The sequence below is a fragment of the Citrobacter sp. RHBSTW-00881 genome, assembly GCF_013728515.1.
Classification (GTDB): Bacteria; Pseudomonadota; Gammaproteobacteria; order Enterobacterales; family Enterobacteriaceae; genus Citrobacter; species Citrobacter braakii.
This window is the reverse complement of the sequence record NZ_CP056269.1, coordinates 3,196,847-3,213,515: the sequence shown is the minus strand read 5'-3', so window position 1 is coordinate 3,213,515 and position 16,669 is coordinate 3,196,847. Positions and strand designations below refer to the sequence as shown.

Annotated in this window: 18 protein-coding genes; 9 read left to right on the top strand and 9 right to left on the bottom strand. The window is 50.5% G+C overall.

The annotated features are described in order from the left end of the window. The first annotated feature begins 34 nt into the window (after positions 1-34). The 5 genes from csgA (at position 35) to HV311_RS15570 (ending at position 3,416) form a co-directional block, all read left to right on the top strand. On the top strand, positions 35-484 hold the full coding sequence (gene csgA / locus HV311_RS15590; RefSeq protein ID WP_016156176.1) for a curli major subunit CsgA: 450 nt from the start codon (positions 35-37) through the stop codon (positions 482-484). A 61-nt stretch (positions 485-545) separates the two neighbouring features. Continuing rightward, on the top strand, positions 546-878 hold the full coding sequence (csgC, locus tag HV311_RS15585) for a curli assembly chaperone CsgC (RefSeq protein ID WP_016152602.1): 333 nt from the start codon (positions 546-548) through the stop codon (positions 876-878). 151 nt (positions 879-1,029) lie between these two features. Further along, positions 1,030-1,350, top strand: a complete 321-nt coding sequence (locus HV311_RS15580; RefSeq protein ID WP_016152603.1) for a type 1 fimbrial protein — start codon at positions 1,030-1,032, stop codon at positions 1,348-1,350. A 100-nt stretch (positions 1,351-1,450) separates the two neighbouring features. Further along, complete coding sequence (gene ymdB, locus HV311_RS15575) at positions 1,451-1,993, top strand: O-acetyl-ADP-ribose deacetylase (RefSeq protein WP_137379501.1); 543 nt, start codon at positions 1,451-1,453, stop codon at positions 1,991-1,993. After that, positions 1,977-3,416: a phospholipase D family protein gene (locus HV311_RS15570; RefSeq protein WP_275972525.1), complete on the top strand. Its 1,440-nt coding sequence runs from the start codon at positions 1,977-1,979 to the stop codon at positions 3,414-3,416. The genes ymdB and HV311_RS15570 overlap by 17 nt, the downstream gene beginning before the upstream one ends. A 24-nt stretch (positions 3,417-3,440) precedes the next feature. Here HV311_RS15570 and mdoC read toward each other — a convergent pair whose 3' ends face one another. Further along, complete coding sequence (mdoC, locus tag HV311_RS15565) at positions 3,441-4,601, bottom strand: glucans biosynthesis protein MdoC (RefSeq protein ID WP_191220149.1); 1,161 nt, start codon at positions 4,599-4,601, stop codon at positions 3,441-3,443. A 271-nt stretch (positions 4,602-4,872) separates the two neighbouring features. Here mdoC and mdoG point away from each other — a divergent pair, with 271 nt between their 5' ends. The 3 genes from mdoG (at position 4,873) to HV311_RS15550 (ending at position 9,232) form a co-directional block, all read left to right on the top strand. Next, positions 4,873-6,408 (top strand): glucans biosynthesis protein MdoG, encoded by a 1,536-nt coding sequence (gene mdoG, locus HV311_RS15560; protein WP_085951042.1) that lies wholly within the window; start codon positions 4,873-4,875, stop codon positions 6,406-6,408. Beyond that, a complete protein-coding gene (mdoH, locus tag HV311_RS15555) occupies positions 6,401-8,929 on the top strand; it encodes a glucans biosynthesis glucosyltransferase MdoH (RefSeq protein ID WP_019076449.1) in 2,529 nt (842 codons plus the stop codon). Before mdoG ends, mdoH begins: the two co-directional genes overlap by 8 nt. Before the next feature lie 99 nt (positions 8,930-9,028). After that, on the top strand, positions 9,029-9,232 hold the full coding sequence (locus HV311_RS15550) for a YceK/YidQ family lipoprotein (protein ID WP_153647167.1): 204 nt from the start codon (positions 9,029-9,031) through the stop codon (positions 9,230-9,232). Position 9,233: 1 nt separating this feature from the next. On the opposite strand, the gene HV311_RS15545 is transcribed toward HV311_RS15550, so the two are convergent. From HV311_RS15545 to HV311_RS15535, 3 genes are all read right to left on the bottom strand, one after another. Next, positions 9,234-9,611, bottom strand: a complete 378-nt coding sequence (locus tag HV311_RS15545; RefSeq protein ID WP_016152610.1) for a MysB family protein — start codon at positions 9,609-9,611, stop codon at positions 9,234-9,236. 81 nt (positions 9,612-9,692) lie between these two features. Beyond that, a complete protein-coding gene (gene mdtG / locus HV311_RS15540) occupies positions 9,693-10,913 on the bottom strand; it encodes a multidrug efflux MFS transporter MdtG (protein ID WP_046274768.1) in 1,221 nt (406 codons plus the stop codon). A 155-nt stretch (positions 10,914-11,068) separates the two neighbouring features. After that, positions 11,069-11,989: a Kdo(2)-lipid IV(A) acyltransferase gene (locus HV311_RS15535; RefSeq protein WP_191220148.1), complete on the bottom strand. Its 921-nt coding sequence runs from the start codon at positions 11,987-11,989 to the stop codon at positions 11,069-11,071. Between the two features lie 220 nt (positions 11,990-12,209). Here HV311_RS15535 and trhO point away from each other — a divergent pair, with 220 nt between their 5' ends. Continuing rightward, positions 12,210-13,262 (top strand): oxygen-dependent tRNA uridine(34) hydroxylase TrhO, encoded by a 1,053-nt coding sequence (trhO, locus tag HV311_RS15530; protein ID WP_016156181.1) that lies wholly within the window; start codon positions 12,210-12,212, stop codon positions 13,260-13,262. 46 nt (positions 13,263-13,308) lie between these two features. Here trhO and HV311_RS15525 read toward each other — a convergent pair whose 3' ends face one another. The 5 genes from HV311_RS15525 to bssS all read right to left on the bottom strand — a co-directional run bounded on the left by HV311_RS15525 (position 13,309) and on the right by bssS (position 16,368). Continuing rightward, entirely contained in the window at positions 13,309-13,884 is a 576-nt protein-coding gene (locus HV311_RS15525; protein WP_191220147.1) for a YceI family protein, read from the bottom strand. Between the two features lies 1 nt (position 13,885). Then, positions 13,886-14,452: a cytochrome b gene (locus HV311_RS15520; RefSeq protein ID WP_131405797.1), complete on the bottom strand. Its 567-nt coding sequence runs from the start codon at positions 14,450-14,452 to the stop codon at positions 13,886-13,888. A gap of 262 nt (positions 14,453-14,714) precedes the next feature. Further along, positions 14,715-14,828 (bottom strand): YceO family protein, encoded by a 114-nt coding sequence (locus HV311_RS15515; protein WP_003036148.1) that lies wholly within the window; start codon positions 14,826-14,828, stop codon positions 14,715-14,717. A gap of 52 nt (positions 14,829-14,880) precedes the next feature. After that, the gene (solA, locus tag HV311_RS15510; RefSeq protein WP_191220146.1) at positions 14,881-15,999 is read right to left on the bottom strand and encodes an N-methyl-L-tryptophan oxidase; all 1,119 of its coding nucleotides are present in this window, start codon (positions 15,997-15,999) and stop codon (positions 14,881-14,883) included. Positions 16,000-16,113: 114 nt separating this feature from the next. Further along, the gene (bssS, locus tag HV311_RS15505; protein ID WP_003036154.1) at positions 16,114-16,368 is read right to left on the bottom strand and encodes a biofilm formation regulator BssS; all 255 of its coding nucleotides are present in this window, start codon (positions 16,366-16,368) and stop codon (positions 16,114-16,116) included. Positions 16,369-16,669: the final 301 nt, after the last annotated feature.

The following is a 16,669-nucleotide window of genomic DNA, read 5'->3' as shown; positions in this document are numbered from 1 at the left end:
AACGACGATTAAATCAATCCGATGGGGGTTTACCATGAAACTTTTAAAAGTGGCAGCATTCGCAGCAATCGTAGTTTCTGGCAGTGCTCTGGCTGGTGTTGTTCCGCAATGGGGCGGCAATCATCATGGTGGCGGTAGTAATTATGGCCCAGACTCTTCACTGAGTATCTACCAATATGGGTCAAACAACGCTGCGAATGCTCTGCAAAGTGATGCGCGTAAATCAGATGTCACCATCACACAACAGGGGCGTGGTAACGGGGCTGTAGTTGGTCAGGGCGCTGATGACAGTACCATTAGCCTGAAACAGACTGGCTTCCAGAACAATGCCACTATCGATCAGTGGAATGCTAAAAATGCTGATATTAGTGTAACCCAGTTCGGTGGCCGTAACGGTGCGTTGGTTAATCAGACCGCTTCTGACTCCAATGTGCTGATTCAGCAAGTTGGCTTTGGCAACAACGCTACAGCTAACCAACACTAATTCAGTTTTCTGACTGATAATAAACAGGGCGTGAGCCCTGTTTTTTTTTCGGGAGAATATGATGCATACGCTATTACTCATTGCCGCGCTGGCAAATCAAATAACATTCAATACAACTCAGCAAGGTGATATGTACACCATTATTCCTCAGGTGACGTTAACCCAACCGTGTGTATGTGAGGTACAAGTCCTTGCCATACGTAAAGGGCAGGGGGGACAAAGCCAGTCGCAGCAGAAAATAAGCCTTTCGGTCCCTGCTAATCGACCGATTGAATTAACCAAACTGAGCTTTAATATTTCATCTGAGGACTCGGTCAAAATTATCGTTACCGTTTCAGATGGGCAGTCTCTGCATCTGTCGCAACAATGGCCTGACTCAAACAGTCACCCATAATTTTTTGCTGTATTTGCATTAAGGGTGTGGCTGGGAATGCGCTGCTGTTCTATGAATATAGAAGCGTGTGAGCGTTTGTATTTGATCGTTAATCGTAGCGGTGAAGGATCATTTCGATCCCTCAAAGATGGCTAATCATTGAGGAACCCTTATGTGTACATTATTAAAGCGTATTTTAAGTACCAGTTTATGTGCTTTTTCTCTTTTAACCCTCCCTGCAATTGCGCAGCAAATCACAACCGGCGGGGTTATTCATTTTCGCGGAGCGATAGTTGAATCACCTTGCGACGTTAACAGACAGCAGCAGCAAATTGAATTGTCATGTATCCGCAACGGCACCAACCAGAATAGTCTTTACAACCCGCAACAGCTCGCGACAGCCCCTCAGAATGTGCAGGAAATTGCCACAGTCAAAATGCACTACCTCAATGAACAGAAAAACATGGCGATTCTTAATATTGAATATAAATGACTCGCTGTGGCGTAGATATGCACACTTACGGTTAAAAAGAGAGATTTAAGGGAAAACCCTGCTGTACACTTAACGAATGGTGTTTTGTCAGGGGGAACTTATGCAATCACGTGTTCATGTGTTACATGGCGATATTACGACTGTCGCTGTTGATGTGATTGTCAATGCGGCGAATTCATCGCTACTGGGAGGCGGTGGCGTCGATGGCGCAATCCATCGCGCTGCCGGACCAGCATTGCTGGAGGCCTGCAAACAGGTTATCCAGCAACAAGGAGAATGCCCGACAGGGCATGCGGTGATCACTCTGGCGGGGGCGCTTGCGGCAAAAGCGGTCATTCATACCGTAGGACCGGTCTGGCAAGGGGGAGGTCATCATGAGGCCGAACGCCTCGAAGAAGCTTACTTAAACACCCTGCAACTGGCCCTGGCCAATGGTTATCACTCCATTGCTTTTCCGGCGATTAGCACTGGGGCTTATGGCTACCCACGCGCCCCAGCGGCAGAAATAGCGGTGAAAACGGTGCTGAAATTTATTACCCGCCGCGCACTTCCTGATCAGATATACTTCGTGTGCTTTGATGACGAAAACGCTCAACTTTATAAGAGATTGCTAACACAACAAGGTGATGATCACACGGACTGATATGACGCGACTTGAGCGTGCCATCACGCCCCTTTGCCAAGACCACCCGGGAGAATGCGGCATTCTTGCGTTGGATGACAGCCTGGATGCGTTTGCTGCTCGCTATCGGTTAACGGAAATGGCGGAACGTACCCTGGATGTGCAGTATTACATCTGGGAAAACGACATGTCCGGGCTATTGTTATTTTCCGTTCTGCTGGCCGCAGCGAAGCGAGGCGTACGGGTGCGTTTACTGCTGGATGATAACAACACGCCGGGTCTGGACGACACGCTGCGTCTGCTGGATAAGCACCCCAATATAGAAGTTCGCCTCTTCAATCCGTTTTCCTTTCGCATCCTGCGAGCGCTGGGCTATTTAACCGATTTTGCCCGGCTTAATCGGCGCATGCACAATAAAAGTTATACCGCTGACGGAGTGGTGACTCTCGTTGGTGGACGTAATATTGGCGATGCCTATTTTGGCGCGGGTGAGCAACCGCTTTTTTCCGACCTGGACGTCATGGCTATCGGGCCGGTTGTCAAAGATGTGGCAGATGATTTTGAGCGTTACTGGCACTGCCGCTCGGTTTCAACGTTACAAAATGTGCTTGAGATGTCCGAGCCAGATTCTGTGCAGCGTATTGAGCTACCCGAATCCTGGTATAACGATGATATTACCCGCCGCTATCTGCATAAGCTGGAAACCAGCCAGTTTATGTCCAGTCTCGATCAAAGATCGCTGCCGCTGATTTGGGCTAAAACGCGTTTGCTGAGCGATGATCCTGCAAAAGGAGAAGGGAAAGCGCCGCGCCACTCGCTATTACCGCAGCGTTTGTTTGACGTAATGGGCTCGCCGACCGAACGTATTGATATTATTTCTGCCTACTTTGTGCCGACGCGTGCCGGTGTGGCGCAGCTCCTGAGACTGGTAAGAAAAGGCGTCAAGATTGCCATTTTAACCAATTCACTGGCGGCGAATGATGTGGCGATCGTCCATGCGGGCTATGCGCGCTGGCGAAAAAAACTGCTGCGCTACGGTGTAGAATTATACGAACTTAAACCGACCCGCGATCGCGTCTCGGTCGTTCACGATCGTGGATTAACCGGGAATTCAGGGTCCAGCCTGCATGCGAAAACGTTCAGTATTGATGATCGCAAAGTGTTTATCGGCTCGCTTAATTTTGATCCTCGTTCGACGCTGCTCAATACGGAAATGGGATTTGTGATTGAGAGTGAAGTGCTGGCCGAATTGATTCATAAACGGTTTATGCAAAGCCAGCGTGATATGGCCTGGCAGCTACGCCTTGACCGTTGGGGGAGAATTAATTGGGTCGACCGACTGTCTGGCAGTGAACAGGTCCTGAAAAAAGAACCCGCCACAGGATTCTGGAAGCGGGTTCTGGTAAAGCTGGCGTCCGTGTTACCCATTGAATGGCTGCTTTGAACCACACAATGATTGAGGGAAAAACTAGCCGGCTACGGCCTTGTTTTTATCCTGCTTAACGGGCAGTTTACCCGAAAAGAGAAACTTCAGCACCGGTATGCGTAAATGGATTTCGTACAGTATTACCGCAATCCCAACCACAAACAGCAGACCGCAGAGAAAACCCAGCAGATTCGACGTGATATGCGGTGTGATGTAAGCGCCAAAAAACAGCGTTAACGGGTGGTGCACCAGATAGATAAACAGCGACGCGTTGACAAAATAGGTCACGCGGGCAGACTGGAAATTAAGCAAACGGTGACCCAACGAAAAGACGACGTTCACCATCCACAGTCCCATGACCATGGTAATGACATATTCGGTTTCATACATCCAGGCATCGCCGTTGCCATAACGCTGATTGAGCAGGTATGCCACAAATGCGAATGCAGCACCGAGTGTGCAACCGCGTGACGGTGTGGTAAACAGCGCTTTCAGATTCGGGTTGATAAACGCCAGTGCGCCGAGGATAAAGAACGGCGCATAGAACAGCGTTTGCATAACGATAAAATTGAACATGCCATCGCTGAGAATCGAAGGGTAGAGGATGAAAATTGTCCTTCTGACGGCAGCGTAACCGACACCTAACAAGATGAAGATCAGCGATAATTTAGTCATCGACACCGCCGGGGCGCTGGCGGCGTCACTACGCGTCAGTCTGTTTTTCATCTGGGTGAACACCCACATGCTCACGGTCGTTAATACGACCAGAACCAGTAAAAACCACAGATGGGAAATTAGCTCCCAGGCCAGCGCATTGTATTTATCGTAGCCGCTGAGAGTATGCCAACTGTCTGCTTTTCCCTTTACGTATTGCAGCATGATAAATTGCGGCAGCGTAAGTAATGGAATCGCGGTCAGCATCGGGATCCCCACGCGTTCTACACGCACCTTCCACCAGCGCTTTAGCGGATAGCGCAAAAATAGCATGTAGGAAAAATAACCCGAAATGACAAAGAAGACTTGCATGCGAAAAGCATGGATAAAGTCGTTAAACAGGGTCAACCACCACGACGGTTCCGCGCTGTTCACGTGCCAGGTGTGGGTCGAGTAAATCAATGAAATATGGAATGGGATCCCTAACAACATTAGCCAGGCACGGATGGAGTCAAGAAAATATTCGCGTGGTGGTGATACAGAGCTCATAGACAGTTATGTATTCTCAGACTTTTCGTCTTATCCCTAAGACGAATAATGGTTACATTCGAGGGCAACCCTACACGAAGTCCAACAACCTGTCTCCAGGATAAGCACGCAAAGTGAAAACAGGTAGTTGAACCTGATTAAACCATGAGCCAGCGCGCGAACAATACAGGGATTCAGTTGTCGGAATACCCGATTATCCATTAAAATGGATCGGATCAATATAAGCACACAAAGGGGGAAGTGCTTACTAATTATGAAACATAAACTACAAATGATGAAAATGCGTTGGTTGGGTGCAGCAGTTATGTTAACGCTGTACACATCATCGAGCTGGGCGTTCAGCATCGATGATGTTGCAAAACAAGCTCAATCTTTAGCCGGTAAAGGCTATGAGGCGCCAAAAAGTAACTTGCCCTCCGTTTTCCGCGACATGAAATATGCGGATTATCAGCAGATCCAGTTTAACCGCGATAAAGCCTACTGGAGTAATCTCAAGACCCCATTTAAGCTCGAGTTCTACCACCAGGGTATGTACTTCGACACGCCGGTCAAAATCAACGAAGTTACCGCTACAGCGGTGAAAAGAATCAAATACAGCCCGGATTATTTTAATTTTGGCGATGTTCAGCATGATAAAGACACGGTAAAAGATCTCGGTTTCGCCGGGTTCAAAGTGCTGTATCCGATCAACAGCAAAGATAAAAACGACGAAATCGTCAGCATGCTCGGTGCCAGCTATTTCCGTGTTCTGGGGGCAGGGCAGGTCTACGGTCTGTCTGCGCGCGGTCTCGCGATTGATACCGCTCTGCCTTCTGGCGAAGAATTTCCCCGCTTCCGTGAGTTTTGGATCGAGCGTCCGAAACCGACTGACAAACGTTTGACCATTTATGCCTTGCTGGATTCTCCGCGCGCAACCGGAGCGTATCGCTTTGTCATCATTCCGGGTCGTGACACGGTAGTCGATGTTCAGTCCAAAGTTTATCTGCGCGACAAAGTGGGCAAGCTGGGCGTGGCACCGTTAACCAGTATGTTCCTGTACGGACCAAACCAGCCTTCTCCGGCGACCAACTATCGTCCGGAACTGCATGACTCTAACGGTTTGTCGATCCACGCTGGCAACGGCGAGTGGATTTGGCGTCCGCTGAATAACCCGAAACATCTGGCGGTGAGCAGTTTTGCGATGGAAAACCCGCAAGGTTTCGGCTTGCTGCAGCGTGGCCGTCAGTTCTCGCGTTTTGAAGATATCGACGATCGTTACGATCTGCGCCCAAGCGCCTGGATCACGCCAAAAGGTGATTGGGGTAAAGGTAAGATTGAGTTAGTTGAAATCCCAACTAACGATGAAACGAACGATAACATCGTTGCGTACTGGACGCCGGATCAACTGCCTGAAGCCGGCAAAGAGATGAACTTCAAGTACACCCTGACGTTCACGCGTGACGAAGACAAGCTTCATGCCCCTGATAGCGCCTGGGTCCAGCAGACTCGTCGTTCTACCGGTGATGTAAAACAGTCTAACCTCATTCGTCAGCCTGATGGCACCATCGCGTTTGTGGTGGACTTTACCGGCACGGATATGAAAAAGCTGCCGCAGGATACCCCGGTTACCGCACAAACCAGTATTGGCGACAACGGCGAGATCGTTGAAAGTACTGTGCGCTACAACCCGGTAACTAAAGGTTGGCGTTTGGTATTGCGCGTGAAAGTGAAAGACGTGAAGAAAACCACTGAAATGCGTGCTGCCTTGGTCAATGCCGATCAGACGCTGAGTGAAACCTGGAGCTACCAGTTACCTGCCAATGAATAAGACAACTGAGTATATTGACGCAATGCCGCTTTCGGATATCGAAAAAGCGGCACTGCCGAAAACTGACATCCGCGCCGTTCATCAGGCGCTGGATGCCGAGCATCGTACGTACTCGCGCGAAGATGATTCACCGCAGGGTTCGGTGAAAGCTCGCCTGGAGCAGGCGTGGCCTGATTCTCTGGCCAAAGAGCAGTTGGTTAAGGACGATGAGGGGCGCGATCAGCTGCAGGCGATGCCAAAAGCAACGCGTACCTCTATGTTCCCCGATCCCTGGCGTACCAACCCGGTTGGCCGCTTTTGGGATCGCCTGCGCGGGCGCGATGTGACTCCGCGTTATCTTTCGCGTTTGACGAAAGAAGAACAGGAGAGCGAGCAAAAATGGCGTACGGTTGGCACCATCCGCCGCTATACGTTGTTGATCTTAACGCTGGCGCAAACGGTCGTCGCAACCTGGTATATGAAGACGATCCTTCCGTATCAGGGTTGGGCATTCATTAATCCTGTTGACATGATGGGGCAGGATTTATGGGTCTCCTTTATGCAACTGCTGCCCTACATGCTCCAGACCGGCATTCTCATTTTGTTTGCCGTGCTTTTCTGTTGGGTTTCAGCAGGATTCTGGACCGCGCTGATGGGCTTCCTGCAACTGTTGATTGGGCGAGATAAGTACAGTATCTCCGCCTCAACGGTTGGGGACGAACCGTTAAATCCCGAGCACCGGACCGCGTTGATTATGCCGATCTGTAACGAGGACGTTGACCGCGTATTCGCGGGACTTCGCGCCACGTGGGAGTCGGTCAAAGCGACGGGCAACGCCGAGCATTTTGATGTTTACATCCTGAGCGACAGCTACAACCCCGATATCTGCGTAGCAGAACAAAAAGCGTGGATGGAGCTGATTGCCGAAGTGCAAGGCGAAGGGCAGATTTTCTACCGTCGTCGTCGTCGTCGCGTGAAGCGTAAAAGCGGCAATATTGATGACTTCTGCCGTCGCTGGGGAAATCAGTACAGCTACATGGTGGTGCTGGACGCTGACTCCGTGATGAGCGGTGACTGTCTGAGCGGGCTGGTGCGCCTGATGGAAGCGAATCCAAATGCCGGGATTATCCAGTCTTCACCGAAGGCTTCCGGTATGGATACGCTGTATGCACGCTGTCAGCAGTTTGCGACCCGTGTTTATGGTCCGTTGTTTACCGCTGGACTTCACTTCTGGCAATTGGGGGAATCGCACTACTGGGGGCATAACGCGATTATTCGCGTGAAGCCGTTTATCGAACACTGTGCGCTTGCGCCGTTACCGGGCGAAGGCTCGTTTGCGGGTTCGATTCTCTCCCATGACTTCGTCGAAGCGGCGTTGATGCGTCGTGCCGGCTGGGGCGTGTGGATTGCTTACGATCTGCCGGGCTCTTATGAAGAGCTACCGCCGAACCTGCTGGATGAACTCAAGCGTGACCGTCGCTGGTGTCATGGCAACCTGATGAACTTCCGTCTGTTCCTGGTGAAGGGGATGCACCCGGTTCACCGTGCGGTGTTCCTGACCGGCGTTATGTCCTATCTTTCCGCGCCGCTGTGGTTTATGTTCCTCGCGTTATCGACCGCATTGCAGGTGGTGCATGCGTTGACGGAACCACAGTACTTCCTGCAACCGCGCCAGCTGTTTCCGGTATGGCCGCAGTGGCGTCCTGAACTGGCGATCGCGCTGTTTGCTTCTACGATGGTGCTGCTGTTCCTGCCGAAGCTGCTGAGTATTTTGCTCATCTGGTGTAAAGGGACGAAAGAGTACGGCGGGTTTATCCGCGTCACGCTGTCGCTGCTGCTGGAGGTTCTGTTCTCCGTGCTGCTGGCGCCGGTACGTATGCTGTTCCATACCGTCTTCGTCGTGAGCGCCTTCCTCGGTTGGGAAGTGGTGTGGAATTCACCGCAGCGTGATGACGATTCCACCCCGTGGGGTGAAGCATTTATGCGTCACGGTTCTCAGTTACTGCTGGGGCTGGTGTGGGCGGTAGGTATGGCCTGGCTGGATCTGCGTTTCCTGTTCTGGCTGGCGCCGATTGTCTTCTCGCTGATCCTGTCGCCGTTTGTTTCCGTGATTTCCAGCCGTTCCACGGTTGGGTTACGTACCAAGCGCTGGAAGCTGTTCCTGATCCCGGAAGAGTATTCTCCGCCGCAGGTGCTGGTTGATACGGATACCTATCTGGTGATGAACCGCAATCGTACGCTGGACGACGGCTTTATGCATGCGGTGTTTAACCCGTCATTTAACGCACTGGCAACGGCAATGGCGACTGCACGTCACCGCGCGAGTAACGTGCTTGAGATTGCCCGTGACCGCCATGTGGAGCAGGCGCTGAACGAAACGCCGGAGAAACTAAACCGTGACCGCCGTCTGGTGCTGTTGAGCGATCCGGTGACGATGGCGCGTTTGCACTATCGCGTCTGGAATTCACCTGATAAGTATTCTTCGTGGGTGAATTACTACCAGGGACTGACCCTGAATCCGCTGGCGCTCAGGAAAAAGTAAGCGTTATGTAACGTGAAAATACCGGCCTGGTGCCGGTATTTTTTTATACTAAATAAAAGAGCTGTGAGGTATCAGGTGCGAATATTGGCAGTGGCAATCATGGTGTGCTTGCTGAGCGGATGCGGCAGTATTATTAGCCGAACTATCCCAGGGCAAGGGCACGGAAACCAATACTATCCTGGCGTGCAATGGGATGTCCGGGACTCCGCGTGGCGCTACGTCACCATCCTCGACCTGCCATTTTCGCTGGTGTTTGATACTTTGCTGCTCCCGCTCGACATTCACCACGGACCTTACGAGTAAGCTATCGCTCATCCCATTCATCGGCCGCGGTCTGACCCTCTTCGGTATCCAGGGGAGGTTCCAGCTGGAATTCACCTTCATCCCATTCGTGAAGCGTGTTTTCTTCCTGCCACTCCTGACGGATTTCAATTTCATCATAGTCGCCATCAAAAACGCTTTGGGCCGCTTCACCACTCAGCATTGGCAGGCATTCACCCTCGCCCTCATCCTCATCAGCAAAGAATTCCGCCTGCCACATAATGTCACCATCCTGTAGCACGTATTTTTGTACGCTTAGCTGTTGAACGCTGGCTTCGTCGGGCTCAAGGTCAGGGTTATCAGCCAGAAATTCTTCACGAGCGGCATCAATGGCTTCTTCCAGCGTGGCATACATGGTCATCAGAGTCTCCCTTTGATTTAATGAAGTATTCAGGGAAATAATAGTTGATTCTCCGATATTGCAAGTATGAATGCACAAAAATCATCCCGTAGCCTCAGTGCTCCGGCGACGGCGCAGACTATTCCACGAGTAGAAAGCGTTAAACAGTACGACGCCCGCGGTCACGCAGAAGACGGCGCGAAAACCGTAGTTGGCGGAAATTGCCGCCCCCATTAACGGCCCCGTTACGTTACCGATATCGCGAAATGACTGGTTATAACTGAAAATACGCCCGGCTATCTGATTGGTTGAGTTATAGACCAGCAGCGTTTGTACAGCCGGGAGCAGAGCCCCATCAGCGGCCCCCAATAAAAAGCGTAGAACGGCAAGTTGCCAGGGCGATTGTACAAACGACATTGGAATAAGCAGTAGCACGGAGATGACCAGAGCAACAATCAGGATCTTCTCCGGGCCAATTCGATCACCTAATTTGCCAAGTCGCGGGGCGCTGATTAACGCAGCCACGCCTGGTACGGAAGCAATCATCCCGCTGATAAAGGCGATGTTACTGACGTTGCCAGCCAGCTCTCGAACGTAGAGCGTCAGAATTGGCGCGATGGACCCGGTTGCCACCTGGATTATCAGCGTTGTGACAAACAGGCTCAGCACCAGTTTGGGATTTTTTAACGAGGCCACGACTTCGCGAATGTGCAGCATCTCTTTCTTGCTCACCGGTTGGAAACGTTCGCGAATAAAAAATAGCGTCAGGATAAAACAGACCAGCAGTACGCTGGCGGTGATGAAAAATACCGGGCGTAGTCCGTACTGATCAGCGAGCAGCCCGCCAGCCAACGGTCCAAGCAGTGCGCCGCTGACGCCGCCGGTGGAAAGCGTTCCCAGCGCCCAGCCGCTTTTATTGCGCGGAACCTGGGTGGCGATCAGCGCATTGGCGTTGGGAATGAAACCGCCGAGCAGACCCAACAGAGCGCGCAGGACCAGGAACTGCCAGATATTTTGCGCCAGCCCCATCAGCAGCATCACAATAGCCATACCCAATGCGGAACGCAGCAGCATGATTTTTCGCCCTTTGCGATCGGCAAGGCCACCCCAGAAAGGAGAGGCGATGGCGGAAAAGAGAAAAGTGATGCTGAAGACCAGACCTGACCACATATTCAGGGCGCTATGACCCGTGACGCCGAGACTCTCGACATAGAGGGGCAAAAAGGGCATAACCAGGCTAAATGCTGCACCGGTTAAAAAACAACCCAACCAGGCAACGGTGAGGTTACGTTTCCAGTTTATGGGAGCATCTGAGGGTGACATAGCGTTCCGCAGTGTGGCGCGCTGTTTGCGCTATCGATTGAATATAAGGAAGCAGGCTAATTATGCGCCTGGTTGATAGTTGCTGCAATGCGGATAGCAGTTAAACCTAAAGCGGGCAGGGAAGGTGTTGCAGTCCACAGGACTGCAACCGTGCTTTAGTACAGGGAAGGTGAACCTTCAGGACGCGTCTTGAAACGACGGTGTAGCCACATGTACTGCTCTGGGGCCATCATGATGCATTGCTCAACAACCTTATTCATCCACGCTGCCGTAGTCTCCGCGTTGTCTAACGGCGGTGAACACTCCGGAGACAGCATAATCAATTGATAACCTTTACCGTCAGGTTTGCGGCGGGGAACAAACGGTACCAGGCAGGCATTCGACATGCGTGAAAGCATCCAGGTCCCGGAGGTTGTTGCGGCCTGTTCAACAGCAAAAAGCGGGACAAATACGCTGGCGCGGGGACCGTAGTCATGATCCGGCGCGTACCAGACCACTTCGCCTTTTTTCAACGCTTTAATCATTCCTTTCAGGTCTTTACGATCGAGCATGGATTTATTAGAGCGCATACGGCCCCAGGTTTGTAGCCAGTCGAGCAGTGGGTTGTCGTTAGGGCGATATACGCCTATCCCCGGCTCCTGCAAACCAAACTGACGCGCACCCAGTTCAAGGGTCAGAAAGTGCAGACCCACTAACAAAATTCCCCGCTTTTGCGCCTGAACGTCGCGGATATGTTCCATCCCGATAACTTCCGTCCAGCGTGAAATGCGCTTGTCAGACCAAAACCAGGCCATTCCGGTTTCCATCACGCCCATGCCCACGGACTCGAAGTTCTTGATGATCATCTGCTGGCGTTCCTGCTCGCTCATTTGCGGGAAGCACAGTTCCAGATTACGGGAAACAATTTTTGCCCGACGTTTCATCAAACGTAATGCCAGACGACCTAATGCGCAGCCCAACTTGTAAAGAACCGGGTAGGGTAACTGCACGATTAACCAAAGGATGCCAATGCCCAGCCAGGTTAACCAATAACGTGGATGCAGTAACGCAGCCGAAAACTTGGGTAAATTCGTCATGTCTATCCTGTCTTCAAACGACCAATTGCCTGTATTGTCGCATTTTTTCGCGCATATCAAAAATTTGTGACGGGAGAACGGTGATTAAACCAGCAATTGTTGTTGCACTTTTATATTGGAGTAAGAAATGTAGCGTAAAATGTGTGGATGTAAATTGGCGGTGTTTGCTTTATTATGCCGCCGATTTTCATTTTCTCCCTATTTGCAGGATACGTACACCATGCCAGTGTTACACAACCGCATTTCGAACGATGCGCTCAAAGCCAAAATGTTGGCTGAGACCGAGCCGCGCACGACGATCTCATTCTATAAATATTTCACCATCGCCAATCCTCAGCACACGCGTGATGCGCTGTACCAGATGTTCACTGCATTGAGCGTCTTCGGGCGCGTTTATCTTGCCCATGAAGGAATCAATGCGCAAATCAGCGTACCGCAAAGCAACGTCGAGGCATTCCGCCAGCAGCTTTATGCGTTTGATCCCGCATTCGCCGGGTTACGTCTGAATATCGCGCTGGATGATGATGGTAAATCGTTCTGGGTGCTGCGCATGAAAGTGCGTGAACGCATCGTGGCGGATGGTATTGACGATCCGCAATTTGACGCCAGCAACGTAGGTGATTACCTGAAGGCGGCGGAAGTAAACGCCATGCTGGACGATCCTGACGCGGTATTCATTGATATGCGCAACCACTATGAATACGAAGTGGGCCATTTCGAGAATGCGCTAGAAATCCCGGCAGACACGTTCCGCGACCAGTTACCGAAAGCCGTTGAAATGATGCAGGCGCATAAAGATAAAAAAATCGTTATGTATTGCACGGGCGGGATCCGTTGTGAGAAAGCCAGCGCCTGGATGAAACACAACGGATTTAGCAAAGTCTGGCACATTGAGGGCGGTATTATTGAATATGCCCGCAAGGCGCGTGAACAGGGGCTTCCTGTGCGTTTTGTCGGTAAAAACTTCGTTTTTGATGAGCGTATGGGCGAAAGGATTTCTGAAGATGTTATTGCGCATTGTCATCAGTGCGGAACGGCGTGCGACAGCCATACTAATTGCAAAAATGATGGCTGCCATCTGTTGTTTATCCAGTGTCCGGCCTGCGCGCAGAAGTATAACGGCTGCTGTAGCGAGTTGTGTAGCGAAGAGAGTAAGTTGCCGGAAGAAGAGCAACGTCGTCTGCGCGCCGGACGTGAAAATGGCAACAAAATATTTAATAAGTCACGCGGTCGCCTGAATACCAAACTGGGTATTCCGGACCCTGCGCAATAGTCATCATGCCGGATGGCGGCTTTAGCCCCATCCGGCAACTCATACGTTACTTCTGTTGGACACCTTCCACTGAGATGATCAGATCGACTTCCTGAGACGCCGGGCCGAGATCGGTGGTGATGTTGAAGTCCTTCAGCTTAATTTTACCTTGTGCTTCAAAACCCGCACGCGTGCCACCCCACGGATCGCCGCCCTGACCGATCAGCTTCGCATCCAGCGTAACCGGTTTGGTGACGCCGTTCAGGGTCAGATTACCGGTGATATCCAGGTCGTTCCCCTCTTTCTTCACGCTGGTAGAGCTAAAGGTCGCCTGCGGGAATTTGGCCACGTTAAGGAAATCTGCGCTGCGCAGGTGCTTGTCGCGTTCGGCGTGATTGGTGTCAACGCTGTTGGTTTTGATGGTGACGTTAACCTTATCGGCTGCGGGATTTTTCTCATCAAAGGTAAAAGTCCCGTCGAAATCTTTAAATGTGCCGTACAGCCAGCTGTAACCCAGGTGCTGAATACGGAAATTAACAAAGGCATGCTGTCCTTCTTTGTCAATTTTGTAATCTGCCGCCACGGCTGACCCGGTGGTGAATAACAGAGAGGCGAGTGTAAGTCCCAGCAGGTTTTTTTTCATTTTAAGCTCCATAGTCAGATGACGATTTTCCCAACATGCGATTCAGGGTATCGTCGTTATCGATAAAGTGATGTTTCAGGGCCATCAGTCCGTGCAGAAGCGATAAAACCACCACGGTCCACGCAAGCCACAGGTGCAGACTACCGGCGAGGTCGGCCTGAGCGCCCGCATTGGCAAGGGTGGCAGGAATGTCGAACCAACCAAATACGCTTATCGCTTTGCCATCAGCGGTGGAAATCAAATACCCGCTGATGACAATTGAAAAGAGCAATGTGTATAGCGCGAGGTGACCCAGTGCCGCCGCGATGCGGGTGAAACGGGAATAACTTGCCAGCGCAGGAGGAGGAGGGGAGATCAACCGCCAGACGATGCGAATAACCAGCCCCATCATGAGCACAACGCCGATGCTTTTATGCAGTTCAGGGGCCTGGTGATACCAGCCGTCGTAATAGCTAAGCGTGACCATCCACAATCCCAGCGCAAACATGCCATATACAGCAATCGCAATCAGCCAGTGTAAAGCGGCAGACACCACGCCATAGCGTTGTGGAGTATTATTGAATTGCATAAGTGCACCGTTAGATATTTCAGAAGTGAATGAAAATGGCGCGTAAAAGACATTAATGCAACTAATAAATAACAATAATGGTGATATTTGTTTTTGATTCAATAAAATTGATTGAATTATGAAGTAATCATCAAGGAATTAGTGGGTGTGGATGACATGAAGCCTTGGTTTCTGGGTGTTTGAGGTATTTTTCTTGTTCAGTTAATTGCAATGAAAATTAAGATAATATCAGTTTATGTCAATTAGTGTCAGCGTTGCGGGTTCAGAAAAACATAATATATATCACATCCATAATTGCCAGCAGCGACCATAAAATAATGTAGAGCATAAGATGCTCGCGAATATTATTAACCAGATAGTGAAAGATGCGGCGCATCAACGTTATTCCTGTCATTAAAAATGGCCTCACCAACGAGGCCATTCATTTATTATCGCTTAAAACGACTTAGCCTGAAGGGCGTCAGGTCAAAGTCAGACGGTTTGTCCTGGGCGAAGTCAGCCGCAATCTCTCCGAGGACGGAGGCAAACTTAAAGCCATGTCCGCTCAGCCCGGTGATGATCAGCGTGTTGTCATGCTCCGGTAGAGTATCAATAATAAAGTCTTCATCTGGTGAGTTATCATAGGTGCAGGACGCACCGTGCAGACAGCAACCCACGCCTGGCAGTATTGTGCGCAGGAATGGGAAGGCTTCAGAACCATCGCTGGCTACAGCGGCAAACGGCTTGCGCTCTTCTGCCGAATGAATTACCTGTCCGCCATTGTGCTTACCAATTTTTAGCTCGTCATTTTCTGCCGGGAAACCGTAGAATTGATCGCCATTTGGTAGCTCCCCGGTGAAGGCAGGGAAGTTATTCTTAACGCTGTAACGCCCATCGGCTTGATACCAGGCGAACACTTTGCGTACCGGTTGTATCGGTAGTTCTGGGACTAATGCCTGTACCCAGGTTCCGGCGCTGATCACCGCTTTTTGCGCGTGATAGTCACCATCGGCGGTTTCTACCGTGACGCCATCATCACTATGACGAATTGCGCTGACCGGGCATTTAAATAGCTGCGCACAGCCTGCTTCTTCCGCCAGACGGATCCAGGTTTTAATCGCTAACTCACTACGTAAAAAACCAGATTCCGCTTCAAACAGACCGATATAGTTTTCAGGTACGCGAATCTCTGGCCAGCGCGCCATAATGGCTGCTGCATCCAGTTGTTCAACATTGAGTTGCCACTGTTTTGCGCTTTGCGCCGCGGTCGCTAAGAAGGTTGAATCTGCCGGACCAAGGTTGATGACACCAGAGCGCACAAAAATCGGCTCTTCATTTTGGGTGGATAATTCATCCCATAATGTTTGCGCACGCAGCACCAGCGGAACATATTTTTCACCTTCGCCATAGGCATGACGAATTAATCGAGTGTCGCCGTGGTGGCTGCCCTGCTGATGCGGTGGCATATGCGCATCGATCATCAGAACCTTCAGACCGGTGCGAGTGGCATAGTATCCGGCTGCGGCGCCCACGGAACCGCTGCCAATTATGATTAAGTCGTATTTCATCCGCTTCTCTCTGCAATCGCGATAGTAGCAGGGTAAATAAGTGACCCGGAATATTCAACCTGGAAATAAGAAAGGCACCGGAAAGGTGCCTTTTGATGGTTGGATGTATCAGATTTAATGTCGCTGATACTCATTTACCTGGTAATCGCCGGATTCAATTTTAGCGATTCCTGCTTCTAATATCGAAATAAATTGCCTGGCAACATCAGTGGTTAACCAGAGCGTTTGACCAACTTCAGTCCCATCCGGGTCTGGACGATTCGGGGTCTGGTAGTGCAAACGCAGCATCAGCGCATCGTAGCTATCAACAGTGCTGATGTCCCATCCTACTAACGGATGAGTCTGAATGACTTCATTATTCTTTTCCATCATGCCCCCTAATTCGTGTTACTAGACAACGGTTTTCGAGGTTCAATGCGTTTTTTCTGAAGCAACTTCAGTATATCAATAAATAAGGGTATTCATTGAAAATTTAAAGAGGTAAGCACATAAAATTTTCGTTTTCAGCGTTATCTGACTAACAAACCGACATGTTATTCATTTTTTTTAAGCATGTTGCACAATTATTTTGGTGTTGTGGTTAAAAGATAGACAGGAATTTATTATTAAAATATCAGTTTGCCAGAAGGAATGAACTATTGATTAAAAGATGGTGTGTATAAAAAAGCCG